We start from the raw sequence: 13,713 nt of genomic DNA, 5'->3' as shown, positions 1-13,713 counted from the left end.
CGGTTACATTCCGAACCCGGAAGCTAAGCCTTTCAGCGCCGATGGTACTGCAGGGGGGACCCTGTGGGAGAGTAGGACGCCGCCGAACAATCATTAGCCTCAGGCCCGAGATCTCTGATCTCGGGCCTGAGGTTTTTTTGCGTTGCGATGCTGCCCGGACGGCTGACACGATCGCCGTATGGGATACGAGATACGTGCCACCAAGCCGCACGAGTGGCAGCAGCGGAAGCAGCTGAGGCTGGCCGCGCTTCTGGATCCGGCGAGCAGCGTGGCCTTCGTCAACACCTACGAGACGGAAGCGGCCTTCCCCGAGGAGACGTGGCAGCGCAGAGGGACCACCCCGGGATTCGTGGCCGTCAACGAGGCCGGCGAGTGGGTGGGTTCCGCAACGGTGCTGGTGGAGGTGGGAGCCGCGTTCCCCGTTCCGCAGACCCACATCGTCGGCGTCTACATGGCGCCGGAAGGCCGCGGCAACGGGCTGTCCGAGAGGATGCTGCAGGCCGCGATCGACTGGTCCTGGGAGCTGCCCGAGAAGATCGGCCGCGTTCGGCTGTGGGTGCACGAGGACAACGCGCGGGCGCAGGCGTTCTACACGCGGCTGGGGTTCACCAGGACTGGCGAGACGATGGCGTTCCCGCTGGACGAGTCGCAGACCGAGTACGAGATGGAGCTCCCGCGTCCCTCCTGACCAGCTCCTGAACACCCACCACCTCCTGAACACCCACCACCTCCTGAACACCCCTCCTGAGCATCGGCATCCGCCTGAGCCCCCCGCACCCCGGGTCTACGCGATGCGCTCCAGGTCGGCCGCGCTGACCTCGCCCAACAGACGCTCGCCCCGGGTCCAACGCCGTACCTCGTCGACGGCGTAGGCGCCGAGCCGGCGGACCTCGCTGCCCTGGCAGCCGGCGATGTGCGGAGTGACCAGGACGTTGGGGAGGCCGAACAGCGGATGACCGTGGGGGAGCGGCTCCGGATCTGAGACGTCCAGGTAGGCGTCGAGACGGCCGGTGGAGCATTCGCGGACGAGGGCGTCCGTGTCGATGAGCCGGCCGCGGGCAGTGTTGATGAGCGCGGCACCGTCGCGGAGCAGGGCCAGTCGGCGGGCATCCAGCAGATGGTGCGTCTCGGGCAGGTCGGGGGCGTGGACGGTGACGATGTCGGAGGACCGGCACAGCTCGTCCAACTCCACCCGCTCGACTCCCAGTTCAGCTGCTCGTTCCACGGAGACGTAGGGATCGGCGAGCAGGATGCGGTAGTCGGCGCTCGCGGTCGTGAGACGGTCGATGATCCCGCGGCCGATACGGGACGCCCCGATGACGCCGATGGTCGCCCCGTCCCCGCCCTGGCGCTCGCCGAAGCCGGGCAGGTCGCCGCCGGCGTACTGGGCGGCGGTCCTGAGGGTGCGGCGGGCGGCCAGCACGATGGTGGCCAGGGTGAACTCGATGACGGGGCCCGCGTTGGCGTCGGCCGCGGAGGAGACGGAGATTCCGCGTCCCCAGACGGCCGGGTGCACATGGTGTTTCACGGTGCCTGCGGCGTGGACGACGGCGCTCAGCCGGGGTGCGGCGGCCAGGGTGTCGGGGCCGATGAGCGGGCAGCCCCAGCTGGTGATCAGCAGGTCCGCGGTGCGTAGCGCGGACCGGGCCGCGAGGGTGTCGAAACCGCTGGTGATGACGTCGGGATGGAGCTGTACGCAGCTCTCGAGCCTGGCCCGCAGATCGGCGGGGAGTACCGCGTCGACCACGTCCGCGCGCATGGCCAGGACTGCGGTCGGTCGGTCCGCCATGAGAACCCCCACGATGTAAACGGTTACTTGATGTTGATCGGAGGCTAGGGCTGCCAGCCCTCCAGGTCAAGAAGGACACAGGCTCAGGGTCTTGACCTCACGTAGTAACCGGTTTAGTTTCCTCCCACCTTGACCGTCAGGGAGGACGCGATGGCGATAGCCAACCAGGGCGCCACCGGCCGCAGCCATGCGGTCGCAGCGCCCGTCGGACAGCAGGAACGGGAAGGGCCGGTGCGAGAACCGGGCGGGCCGCCCCGCAAGGACTCGCGGTGGAAGCGGTTTCGCAAGGACCGGGTCCTGCTGCTGCTCATGCTGCCGGGGCTGGGGTACTTCCTGCTGTTCCACTACGGCGCGATGGCCGGCAACGTCATCGCGTTCAAGGATTACGTGCCCTTCGACGGGCTCTGGGCCAGCCAGTGGATCGGGCTGGAGAACTTCCAGCGGATGTTCGAGGACACCGACTTCTGGGCGTCCGTTGTCAACACCCTGTGGATAGCGCTGCTGCAGCTGACGTTCTACTTCCCCGTCCCGCTCGCGCTCGCCATGCTCCTGCACAGCCTGACGAGGGACAGCGTCCGGCGCTTCGTGCAGAGCGTCGCGTATCTCCCGCACTTCCTGTCCTGGGTCATCGTCGTCGCGCTCTTCCAGCAACTGCTGGGCGACACCGGCCTGCTGAACAGCGCGCTCGGCGATGCCGGGCTGCACAGCGTCGACATCATCGGGAACCCCGACGCGTTCAAGCCGCTGGTGGTGGCACAGGTGATCTGGAAGGACGCCGGCTGGGGGACGATCATCTTCCTCGCCGCGCTCGCCCAGGTCGACGAGCAGCAGTACGAGGCGGCCGCGATCGACGGCGCCGGGCCGTGGCGGCGCTTCTGGCACGTCACGCTGCCCGCCGTGCGACCGATCGTCGTACTGCTGCTGATCATGCGGCTCGGCGACGTGCTGTCCGTCGGGTTCGAGCAGATGCTGCTGCAGCGCCCGGCGGTGGGGCCGGAAGCGGCGGAGATCATCGACACCTTCGTCTACTACAAGGGCATCATCGGCGGCGACTTCGGGTTCGCCGCGGCGGCGGGGCTGTTCAAGGGCCTGGTCGGCGCCGCGCTGGTCTACACGGCGAACAAGATCGCTCATCGTCTCGGGGAGCAGGGGGTGTACCGATGAGCGCCGTCCGCCCCAGTTGGATGGAGAGGCCGCGGCCGGTCACGCGGGCGGCGAAGGCCGTGGCGCTGACGGCGGTCGTGGCGCTGGTCCTCGTCCCGTTCCTGATCATCGTCTCGACCAGCCTGGCCTCCAATCAGGAGGTCGTGGACAACGGCGGCTGGGTGCTGTGGCCGCAGCACCCGACCCTGCGCGCCTACCACCAGATCTTCGACGGCGGGATCGTCGGGCACGCGCTGATGGTGAGCGCCGGGGTGACGGTCGTCGGTACGGCGGTGAGCCTGGCGTGCACGATCGGACTCGCCTACGCGCTGAGCCGCCCGGGTGTCTTCGGCGGTCGCCCGGTGCTGCTGCTGATCCTCTTCACGTTCCTCTTCCCGCCCGGCATGATCCCCGGCTTCCTGCTGGTCAAGGGGCTGGGAATGCTCGACAGCTACTCCTCGCTCGTCGCTCCCGTACTGATCAACGTCTTCAACCTGATCGTGCTGCGCGGCTTCTTCCAGTCGGTGCCCGAGGAGCTGTACGAGGCGGCCCGGCTCGACGGCGCGGGCGACTGGATGGTGCTGCGGAAGATCGTCCTGCCGCTCTCCAAGGCGGCCCTGGCCGTCGTGGGGCTCTTCTACGCGGTCTCGTACTGGAACGCCTGGTTCTACGCGTCCATCTATCTCAACTCCGACCACTGGCCGCTGCAGCAGGTCCTGCGGACCTATGTGATCAACGGTGCGCAGATCGCCGACACCGGGGTGAGCGAGGCGGGCATGGTCTCCGCGCCGCAGACGATCCAGATGGCCGTGCTGGTGGTGGCCACCGTGCCGATCCTCATCGTCTACCCCTTCCTGCAGAAGTACTTCACCAAGGGCGTGCTCACCGGCGCCATCAAGAGCTGAGCTCCTCGTCTTCCCTCCGAAAGGACACCTCCGTTGAGTTCCTCGTCGTACTCGCGGCGTACCCTGCTGCGCTCGATCGCTGCCGGTGGCGCTGCCCTCGCTCTCCCGTCCGTACTCACCGCCTGTTCGTCCTCGTCCTCCAGCGGGCACGACGTCTCCAACGCGGGCAAGAAGCTGGTCGGCTGGCCGACGCATCTGCCCTTCCAGGGCCCGGCGCCGGACTTGCCGGGTTCGGCCAACGGGGTGCAGGCCGGATTCACCTCCTACCCGAAGAACCTGGTGCAGGCGGTCGCCGCCAAGCCGGGTGACGGCAGCACGATCAAGGTGCTGACCATCACGTACGGGACGCCGCCCAAGGCGGCCGCGCAGAACAAGTTCTGGACGGCGGTCAACGAGGCGCTCGGGGTGAAGATCGAGTACACCGTCGTCCCGGACTCGGACTACCCCAACAAGATGGCGACGCTGATGGCCGGCGACGACCTGCCGGACATCATCAACATCGGCGGCGGGTACGTGCTGCCGCGCGAGGCCGAGTTCGTGCAGGCCAAGTGCGCGGACCTGTCGGAGTTCCTGTCGGGCGACGCCGTCAAGCAGTACCCGAACCTGGCGAACATCCCCACGTACGCCTGGCAGGACATGGGCCGCATCGGCGGCCGGATCTTCGGGGTGCCGGTGGAGCGCTCCAAGCCGGGCAACCAGCTGTGGATCAACAAGGACCTGTTCGGCGGGGCCGGGATGAAGGACGGCTGGACGGCGGACGACTTCCTGGCCGTGGCGAAGGGCGCGACCAAAGGCAGGACGTACGCGCTGGGCGCCTCGCAGCAGAGCGTCTTCGGGATCAACGTGCACACGATGGCGTTCGGGGCGCCGTACGAGTGGAAGGTGGAGGGCGGCACCTTCACCGACGCGTACGCCACCCCCGAATTCCGGGCGGCCATCGAGTACATGGCGAAGCTGCGGGCGGCGGGCGTGTACGAGCCGAACGCCTCGGCGACCTCGCAGGTGGACCTCAAGACGCAGTTCTACAACGGCACCGTCGGCTCGATGACGGACGGCTTCGGCGCGCTGATCAGCAACGTCCAGGGCATCAAGGGGAAGTTCGACCTGGACGTGGCGCTGCCGTACAGCGCGAGCGGCTCGGGCGGCGCGAAGCCGGCGATCCAGCAGGCGCGCAACATCTTCGGCTACACGGTGCTGAAGCAGGCGTCGAACGACCGGATCAAGCTCATGCTGCGGGTGCTGGACTACCTCGCTTCGCCGTTCGGCAGCAAGGAGTACGAGCTGCTGCACTTCGGCATCGAGGGCACCCACTTCAGCCGCGGCGCCGACGGGTCGCCGAAGCTGAACGACCTGGGCCTGCTGGAGGGCAACACCAACCTGCCGTTCAAGTACCTCTGCGACGCGCCGCAGGTGCTCTTCATCCCCGGACAGCCGGAGGCGGTGCGGATCAACCACGCGTGGCAGGTCAAGGCCGTGCCGTTGATGGTCCGCAATCCGCGCTTCGGGCTGCAGTCGGCGACGCTGAGCCGGGTAGGTGCCAATATCGACCAGTATCTGAAGGACAGCGTGATGAGCATCGTGGCCGGGCGGAAGTCGATCGGCGAATGGGATGCGGTGGTCAAGAAGATGCGCAACGACGGCCGCGCGAAGATGGCCGACGAGTTGGCGAGGGACTACGCCGCCAACAACTGAGGGCGCGTGGATCCGCTGTGCGGATCAGTGGGTGTGGAGGGCGCTGCCGCCGGGCGTGGCACGGTTACGCTGGGCGGCAGCGCGGGGCGGGGGCGCACGGAATCGGACGGCGGGCATGCGGGCATGACGGAAGCAGCATCACGGGCCGGCGGTCAGCGTCGGGTCACCATCCGGGACGTCGCCGAGCGGGCGGGCGTGTCGGTCGCGACGGTCTCGCGGGTTCTGGCGGGGAACTACCCGACGTCCGCCGCGGCGCGCGCGAAGGTGCTGCGGGCGGTCAAGGACCTGGACTATGTCATCGACGCGCGGGCGCGGGCGCTGGCGGGGACCGGTCCCAAGACCGTCGCGGTCATCGTGCAGGCCGTCGACAGCCCGTTCTACGCCGAGGTCGCCCAGGGCGTCGAGCAGGAGGCGGCGGCCCGCGGCCGGCTCTGCCTGGTGTGCAGCCACGGCGGGGACATCGCGCGGGAGCTGGCGCTCGTCCAGATGATGCGCGAGCAGCGCGCCGAGGTGGTGGTGCTGGTCGGCGGCGCCGTCGAGGACGAGCCGTACCGCGCCCGGCTGAACGAGTACGCGCACGCGCTGTCGGCGGCCGGGTCCCGGCTGGTGCTGTGCGGCCGTCCGGCGCCCACGCCCGACATGCCGGTGCTCGTCGTCGAATACGACAACGAGGCGGGCGCCTACGCGATCACCAGCCATCTGCTGTCGGCCGGGCATCGGCGGATCCTGTTCCTCGGCCGGATCCCCGGCCACAGCACGTTCGAGCCGCGCCTCGCTGGATACCGGCGCGCGCTCGCCGACCACGGTCTGGAACCGGAGCCGGCGCAGATCTCCGGATCGGGCCTGGGGCGGGACAACGCCTACACGGCGGTGCGGGCGATGCTCGCGGCGTCCGGCGGCAGGCCGGAGTTCACGGCGATCTTCGCGGGTGACGACCTGGTCGCGGCCGGTGCGATGTCCGCGCTGCGGGACGCGGGGCTGCGGACCCCAGAGGACGTGTCGGTCGTCGGCTACAACAACGAGCGATTCGCGCAGGACCTCAACCCGCCGCTGACGACCGTGCACATCCCGTCGTACGAGCTGGGCCGCGAGGCGGTCAGGATCGCGCTGTCCGAGGACGTGTCGGCCGGGCCCGCGCAGCGCCGCCATCTGCTCGGCACGCACATCGTGGTGCGCGATTCGGTGGGGCGGGCGCCGCGGGGGTGATCGCCCTGCCGGGCGGTCCTGTTGTGGTGGTGCGGGCCCGGATGCTCGCGCCTGGGGCCGGGGGCCTCAGCCGAGCCGGACCGCGTCCGGGATCTCGTCGGCGACCATGCCGCCGGTGTCGCCCAACGAGAGCCGCACATCCGCCTGTTGCCACAGCGCCGTCCGCCAGCGGTCCCTGGCCTGCTCCGGCGACCGGAACACCGCGAGCACCGGGAGCCCGTCGGCCCGGCCGGTGGCCAACAACCCGGGCAGCTCCGGGATCGGAGCCAGCGCCGCGATGTCGTCGAGGACCAGCGTGGTTGGTGGGTCGAGCCGACCGGCAGATGACCTCGCAGCCATGGACCGGCCGTGCTCGACCACGCTCGATACGAGTGCTGTCAGCAGTGGCATCGCACCCGGGCGGGCTCGTGGATCCTCGATCGCTTCACCCACCACGTAGAGCGTTCCCCGCTCGGAGACGAACGACTCCCAATCCGGTGCACCGGCTCGACCGGGATTGCAGGCGTCCCTGATATGGATCGAGTTGAGGCACTCCAGCCCCCGGTGTATCAGCGCCTGCGCGGCATCCCGGCGCTCCGGGTGGGCGTGGAGTATCGACTCCAACTCGCCGCTCCACCCGGGCGCGGCCGTCCGCGCCGTACGCAGGATCCGTACCGCCTCGCCGCCGGCCGCCCCGCCCGCCGCCCAGCGGTGCACCTGACGGAACGGCAGACCGTCGACGGCGGCCGCGTGCAGCCAGCAGCGCAGCAGCGTCTCCGCCGCCGCGAACGTCAGGGAGTCCAGGCTGCTCGTCGGCCGCAGCGGCGCGAGCAGCGCCGCGGCGCGGGTCGCGGCCTTCGGCGCGTCCTCGCAGCCGGTGTGCGGCGCCCAACGCAGCCGTCCCGGAAGGTCGATCAGATGCGCGGGGTCGTAGACGGCGATCGGACCCAGCTTGCTGCGGTTGCCGACGGTCCTGCGGTACGTCTCCGCGTCGGCGGTCGTGACGATCACCGCGCCCGCGGCGTTCAGGATCGCGGGCTCCACGGCCCGCTTGGCCTTGTCGCCGCGCGGTGACGCGAACAGGGCGTACGTACGGGTCAGTTCACCGCCGGTGAGTGGGTCGGCCGCGGGCGGGGCGAGCGGCGGTATCCCGTGTCCCGTGGCGACGGCGGCGTCCTGCGGTACGGGGACCCCGTGGCCGGCCGGTACGGGGGCGAACTCCGCGTGGACCGGGGTGCCGTGGCCGTGTGGCTCCGTGGGAATGTCGGCGGCCGGTTGTGCTTCGTACGCAGTGGGTACGGCCGGTGCCGGAGCCGGCTGCCGCTCGGACGGGCGTTCCTGATCGCTTTCGGCCTCGAAGTCGGGCTCGCGACGGCGGGGCGGGGGGACGGCGCCGATGTCCTGGGAGTGCTCCGGCTCGGAGGCGCGGGCGTCTTCGTTGGCGGCGGCAGCCGTCGCCGCGCGGGCCGCGCGGCGGTTGGCGCGGACGACGCGGTAGCGGGTGAGGACGCCGATGAGGAAGACGGTCAGGACGAAGAGGACCATCAACTGGCCGATGAAGATGCCCCAGAAGAGCCCCGAGCCCGGGAGTTCGGGCGGCGGGGACTCCGGCCAGGCGCCCACGACGTCGTGCGGGTCGCCGATGAGGTGGCGCATGGCCAGCGGGGTGCGGGTGAAGTGCACCGCCGTGGGCCACCGGCCGTGGGCGAAGAGCCCCGCGATGCCGGTGGCCGTCCAGACCATGATGGTCATGCCCAGCAGGAAGCCGAGGATCCCGAGGATCAGCCCGTCGGGAACCCCGCCCTCGGTCTGCCGCCGCTCGGCGGCCCCGCGCCGCTCCGCCGCCACGTCAGGCCACCGCGTCGTCGGCCAACTGCTTCGCGAGCGAGACCTCCGCGGCCGCGGCCGCATCGGCCACCGCCTCCGCCTCGACCTGGGCCGTGTGGTCGACGGACGACTGGGTCATCGCGCTGTCGGTGAAGACCAGCGGACGTTCGGACTCGGTGATCAGGTGTTTGACGACCTGGACGTTGCCGTTGACGTCCCAGACCGCGATACCCGGGGTGAGCGTCGGGATGATCTCGACCGCCCACCGGGGCAGCCCGAGGACCAGACCCGTCGCCCGCGCCTCGTCGGCCTTCTGGGCGTAGATCGTGCGCGTGGACGCCATCTTCAGGATCGCGGCGGCCTCCTTGGCGGCGGCGCCGTCCACGACGTCCGACAGGTGGTGGACGACCGCGACGAAGGACAGGCCGAGCCGGCGGCCGAACTTCAGCAGCCGCTGGAAGAGCTGCGCCACGAACGGGCTGTTGATGATGTGCCACGCCTCTTCGACGAGGAAGACGCGCTTGACCCGGTCGGGCCGGATCCAGGTGTGCTCGAGCCACACGCCGACGATGGCCATCAGGATGGGCATGGCGATCGAGTTGCGGTCGATGTGGGAGAGGTCGAAGACGATCAGTGGCGCGTCCAGGTCGATGCCGTTGGTCGTCGGGCCGTCGAACATGCCGCGCAGGTCACCGTCGACCAGCCGGTCCAGCACGAGGGCCACGTCCAGGCCCCACGCCCGGACGTCGTCGACATCGACGTTCATCGCTTCGGCGGAGTCCGGCATGGGATGTCGGAGCCGCTCGACGATATCGGTGAGGATCGGCTGCCGCTCGGTGGTGGTCTCCGTGACGTACGCGTGGGCGACCTTGAGGGCGAAGCCGGAGCGCTCGTCCAGGGCGCGCCCCATCGCGACCTCGATGATCGTGCGGAGCAGCGCGAGCTGCCCGGTCGCGGCGATCGCCGGGTCGAGCGGGTTGAGCTTGATGCCGCCGTTGAGGGCGGCCATCGGGTCCAGCCGGATGGGAGTTATTCCGAGCGCCTTCGCGATCAGGTTCCACTCGCCGACGCCGTCCTCGCCCTGGGCGTCGAGCACGACGACCTGGCGGTCGCGGAAGCGCAGCTGGCGCAGCACGTACGTCTTCTCCAGCGCGGACTTGCCGTTGCCGGACTCGCCGAGCACCAGCCAGTGCGGGGCGGGCAGTTGCTGGCCGTAGAGCTGGAAGGGGTCGTAGATGTAGCCCTTGCCGGAGTACACCTCGCGTCCGATGATCACGCCGGAGTCGCCGAGGCCGGGAGCCGCAGTGGGCAGGTACACGGCCTGCGCCTGTCCGGTGGAGGTGCGGACGGGCAGCCGTGTCGACTCCACCTTCCCGAAGAGGAAGCCGGTGAACGCGTCGGTGAGCGCGGCGAGGGGGTCCAGCATGGGCATGATGGGCCTCCTGTTAGCGGCGGATTCCGGTCGCGAACGGCAGCGTGTTCACGAACGCACGGTGGTGCTCACGGTCGCACCACTCCAGTTTCAGGTACGACTTACCCGCTGACGCGCGGATCGTGCGCTTGTCCCGGGCGAGGGCTTCGGGCGAGCGGGAGGAAACGGTGATGTAGCCGACGAGGTTCACGCCGGCGGCGCCGCTGGCGAGGTCCTCGCCGCGCTGGTCGACGCGCCCGTGGTGGGCGACATCGCGCGGGTCGATCACCCGGTTCATCTTGGCGGCGCGGCTGGCGTCCGCGTCGTCGTTGGTCTTCTCGGTCAGCATCCGTTCGATGGCGACATCGGTCGGTTCGAGGTCCATGCAGACGGCGACCGTGCGGATCACGTCCGGGGTGTGGACGAGCAGCGGGGCGAGGAAGTTGACGCCGACCGGCGTCATCGGCCACTCCTTCACCCAGGCGGTGGAGTGGTGCCAGGGCGCGCGGGTGGACGACTCGCGGGTCTTGGCCTGCAGATACGTCGGTTCCGTCGCATCGAGCTCGGCCGGCCAGGCGTTGCGGCGGGTCATCGCCTGGATGTGGTCGATGGGGTGGTCCGGGTCGTACATCGAGTGGACGAGGGACGACAGCCGGGCCTGGCCGAGGGGCTGGCGTACCCGGATGTCCGCCTCGGCGAGCCGCGCGCAGATGTCGGTCAGCTCGCGGGCCATGACGGCGGCCAGTCCCGCGTCCTTGTCGACCTCGGAGCGGCGGGTGACCGTCGCGCGGGCCAGCGCGTGGCCCTCGGCGGCCAGCTCGCGGGTGAAGTGCATGCAGGCGACGAGATAGGCGCGGTGCTGCTCGGAGGAGGTCGACACCATCGACTGCAGCTGCTCGTAGGAGTCCTTGAGCCATGTCTCGGCCTGCGGGTCGCCGCGCAGCGAGACGTCCTTCGCGTGTGCGTCCGGGTCGGCGGGCAGCGTGCGGGCCAGCATCTGGAGGCGGGTGACGTATCCGTCGCCGTTCGCCACGTGCTTGAGCAGTGTGCCGAACCGTTCCACCAGGGCTTCCTGGTCCTCGCTGTCGCGCAGCCCGACGCCGGGGCCCTCGATCTCGATCGCGGCGGTCACGGTCCTGCGGTCGACGTGCAGCAGCACCGCGATCTCGTCGGGGCCGAACGGCGCGGAGAGCCAGTTGATCCGGCCGATGCCGGGCGGCGGCCCGACCTCGACCTCGCGCCCGTCGAGCCCGATGCCGGCCTCGGTGACCGCGGACCGGTACGCCGGGGAGCGGCGCAGCGTACGGCGGTAGGTGCGGTTGATCTCGAACCAGCGGTAGAACGTGCGGCGCCGGTACGGCATGTAGACGGCGGCGAACGCCAGCAGCGGCCACCCGACGAGGGTCAGGATGCGCAACGGAAGTATCGGCACCAGCAGGCCGCACATCATGCCCAGGAACGCGCCGACGACGATCAGCGCGATCTCCCCGGTCTCCCGGTTCTTGCCGACGATCGCGTTCGGACGGGCCTTGCCGATCAGATACGTGCGGCGCGGCTGGGTGAAGGGCTGGGACGTCACCGGCGATCACCTCCGTGCTTGTTTCCGTTGCCGTTGCTGTTGTTCCCGCGGTCCGGCGTGGTGCGGGGCGCGGGAGCCGCGGGGACGCCGTTCGACCCGCCGCCTCCGCCGCCGCTCGGGCCGGGGTTGCCGTTCCGGCTGCCGTGCGCGGCCACGCCGCCGGACACGGGGTTGGACGGCTGCGAGCCCCCGCTGGTTGCCTGCTCCTGTGGTCCGCCGCGCGCGCTGTGCGTCTTGATGCCCTGCTTCACCAGAGCGGCGGGCGAGGAGATCACGGCGGCGGCCTGGGCGCCGCCGGCTTCCTTGCGGTTGTTCTTCAGGCTCACGACGTCATCGCCGAAACCCGGCACGAAGCGGTAGATCATGAAGCTCGCGAAGATCGCCAGCAGGATGATCGCCAGTCCCGAGACGACGGCGGAGAACGAGTTCGGCCCGTCGGACGCGCTCAGCGCTCCCGCCAGGCCCAGCACGATCACGATCACCGGTTTGACGAGGATCACCGCGATCATGATGCCCGCCCAGCGGCGGACATGGCCCCACATGTTCTTGTCGACCAGCCCGGAGTAGACCGCGGTGCCGAGCAGCGCGCCCACGTAGAGCAGCGCGGCCCTGATCACCAGCTCCAGCCACAGCACGCCGGCGGCCAGCACCGACACCATCGACACGACGATCAGCATGATCGGGCCGCCGCCGATGCCGTTGCCCTTGGCGAGGGCCGCGGAGAAGTTCCCGAAGAACGTGTTGGTGTTCGACGACGTACCTGCCGCGATCACGTCCGTCACCGCGTCCGTCGCCGACACCACCGTGTAGAGCACCAGCGGCGTGAACGCCGAGGCCAGCACCGTCAGCCACAGGAACCCCACGGCCTCCGTCAACGCTTCCGTCAGCGGAACACCGCGCACGGCCCGCTTGGCGACGGCCAGCAGCCAGAGGACGAGGGTGAGGATGGTCGACGCGGCGAACACGACGGCGTACTGGCGCAGGAAGGTGGTGTTGGTGAAGTCCACCTGCGTGGTGGACGTGATCGCCTTGGAGAGCTTGGTGATCACCCAGGAGGCGGCGTCGGCACAGCCCTTCGCGAGCGCGCTGAGGGGGTCGAGGGTGTCGGGGAGGGGGTTGGAGGGACCGCCTCCGCCGCCCTTGCCCTTCTCGCAGTAGTCCTTGGCGGGGCCGATCAGCATGGAGCACGGATCGGTGGACGTGGTGGGTGCGGGGGTGGGCGTGGGCGCCGGGGCGGCGTAGGCGCGGGCGGCCAGGAGGACGATGACCGCCTGAACACCGGCCATTACGGTGATCCGTGAGGCGGTGCGACGGCGCGGGCTACCTGGCATACGTGAAGCCTCCGTACTGCTCGACCGCCTTGGTGATGTCGTCGGCACTTGAGGCGGGCACATCACCGGGGACCGGGGCCGGACCGTCCGTCTGGGAGTCGGAGACCGCCTTCCAGTCGTTGCCCGACCACCGCAGGTTGAAGGTCCAGGTCTGCCAGTTGGTGCGTACCGGGTCGGTGGAGCCCTGCCCGGCCATGCCGATCAGGGCCGTGTACCAGACCGCGATCTTGGCGCTGTCGCCGTTGAACTCCAGCGTCTTGGTGCCCACCGGGATGGTGCGGGAGATGAACGTCATGCCGTTCGGCGCGTCGCCGTTCTTGTTCAGTCCCAGCTTGCCGAGGAAGTCCTTCGAGTAGGCCAGGTCCTGGGCGTTCTTCAGCTTGGCCGCCGCGTCGGCGGTGTAGACGGCATCCACGATCTGATGCCGTCGGTCGGTTTTGAACATCCCGTCACCCCCCAGCGCCACCGCGTAGTTCGCCGCCGCGGACTGCGCCCCCTGCTCCGTCTTCGGGAAGCCCGACGCGATCCCCGCGTTGTTGCCCGTGACCGGTTTTTCGCCCGTCGGGGCGGTGGGGTTCGCGTTGGTGCCCTTGGTGCCGCCGGTGGATGCGCCGTCGGAGGCGGTGTTGCCACCGCCCCGGTTGGCGAGGACGATCACGGCGACAAGGAGGACGACGACGCCGAGGACCGTCACCAGCGCGCGGCTCGGCTTGGTGCGGCGTGTCGCGGCGCCGTGCCCGCCGTGGCCCTCGGGCATGCGGGTGCGCGTCGGTGGGCCGTCCTGGCCGGTATCGCTGCTGGGGTGAGTGGGCATCAGCACGCAGCCTCGGGTGGGGGAGGGGGCCTGGGAC

Annotated in this window: 11 protein-coding genes and 1 rRNA gene; 6 read left to right on the top strand and 6 right to left on the bottom strand. The window is 70.0% G+C overall.

Going from position 1 to position 13,713, the window contains the following annotated elements:
* Both rrf and AC07DC_RS36620 read left to right on the top strand, forming a co-directional pair.
* A 5S ribosomal RNA gene (gene rrf / locus AC07DC_RS36625) occupies positions 1 to 88 on the top strand; the annotation flags it as partial.
* A gap of 90 nt (positions 89 to 178) precedes the next feature.
* Positions 179 to 688, top strand: a complete 510-nt coding sequence (locus AC07DC_RS36620) for a GNAT family N-acetyltransferase (RefSeq protein ID WP_478918936.1) — start codon at positions 179 to 181, stop codon at positions 686 to 688.
* A gap of 96 nt (positions 689 to 784) precedes the next feature.
* Here AC07DC_RS36620 and AC07DC_RS36615 read toward each other — a convergent pair whose 3' ends face one another.
* Positions 785 to 1,789, bottom strand: a complete 1,005-nt coding sequence (locus AC07DC_RS36615; protein ID WP_478918935.1) for a hydroxyacid dehydrogenase — start codon at positions 1,787 to 1,789, stop codon at positions 785 to 787.
* A 309-nt stretch (positions 1,790 to 2,098) separates the two neighbouring features.
* Between AC07DC_RS36615 and AC07DC_RS36610 the strand changes: the two genes are divergently transcribed.
* From AC07DC_RS36610 to AC07DC_RS36595, 4 genes are all read left to right on the top strand, one after another.
* Positions 2,099 to 2,953 carry an ABC transporter permease gene (locus AC07DC_RS36610; protein ID WP_478918948.1) on the top strand — a complete coding sequence of 285 codons (855 nt, stop codon included), beginning with the start codon at positions 2,099 to 2,101 and terminating at the stop codon, positions 2,951 to 2,953.
* Positions 2,950 to 3,837: a carbohydrate ABC transporter permease gene (locus tag AC07DC_RS36605; protein ID WP_478918933.1), complete on the top strand. Its 888-nt coding sequence runs from the start codon at positions 2,950 to 2,952 to the stop codon at positions 3,835 to 3,837. The genes AC07DC_RS36610 and AC07DC_RS36605 overlap by 4 nt, the downstream gene beginning before the upstream one ends.
* Positions 3,838 to 3,870: 33 nt before the next feature.
* Complete coding sequence (locus tag AC07DC_RS36600; protein ID WP_478918932.1) at positions 3,871 to 5,529, top strand: extracellular solute-binding protein; 1,659 nt, start codon at positions 3,871 to 3,873, stop codon at positions 5,527 to 5,529.
* A gap of 123 nt (positions 5,530 to 5,652) precedes the next feature.
* Entirely contained in the window at positions 5,653 to 6,735 is a 1,083-nt protein-coding gene (locus AC07DC_RS36595) for a LacI family DNA-binding transcriptional regulator (protein WP_478918931.1), read from the top strand.
* Between the two features lie 66 nt (positions 6,736 to 6,801).
* Here AC07DC_RS36595 and AC07DC_RS36590 read toward each other — a convergent pair whose 3' ends face one another.
* The 5 genes from AC07DC_RS36590 to AC07DC_RS36570 all read right to left on the bottom strand — a co-directional run bounded on the left by AC07DC_RS36590 (position 6,802) and on the right by AC07DC_RS36570 (position 13,676).
* A complete protein-coding gene (locus AC07DC_RS36590) occupies positions 6,802 to 8,466 on the bottom strand; it encodes a TraM recognition domain-containing protein (RefSeq protein WP_478918947.1) in 1,665 nt (554 codons plus the stop codon).
* Positions 8,467 to 8,563: 97 nt separating this feature from the next.
* Positions 8,564 to 9,967, bottom strand: a complete 1,404-nt coding sequence (locus AC07DC_RS36585; protein WP_164295100.1) for an ATP-binding protein — start codon at positions 9,965 to 9,967, stop codon at positions 8,564 to 8,566.
* Between the two features lie 19 nt (positions 9,968 to 9,986).
* Positions 9,987 to 11,531: an SCO6880 family protein gene (locus AC07DC_RS36580; RefSeq protein ID WP_478918929.1), complete on the bottom strand. Its 1,545-nt coding sequence runs from the start codon at positions 11,529 to 11,531 to the stop codon at positions 9,987 to 9,989.
* On the bottom strand, positions 11,528 to 12,862 hold the full coding sequence (locus AC07DC_RS36575; protein ID WP_478918927.1) for a hypothetical protein: 1,335 nt from the start codon (positions 12,860 to 12,862) through the stop codon (positions 11,528 to 11,530). The genes AC07DC_RS36580 and AC07DC_RS36575 overlap by 4 nt, the downstream gene beginning before the upstream one ends.
* Positions 12,852 to 13,676, bottom strand: coding sequence for a hypothetical protein (locus tag AC07DC_RS36570; RefSeq protein ID WP_478918926.1), 825 nt, complete (start codon positions 13,674 to 13,676; stop codon positions 12,852 to 12,854). The genes AC07DC_RS36575 and AC07DC_RS36570 overlap by 11 nt, the downstream gene beginning before the upstream one ends.
* Positions 13,677 to 13,713: the final 37 nt, after the last annotated feature.

The organism is Streptomyces sp. NPDC045021 (genome assembly GCF_056432645.1).
Note: the sequence above shows the minus strand (reverse complement) of the source record. Positions and strands in the feature narration are given on the sequence as shown.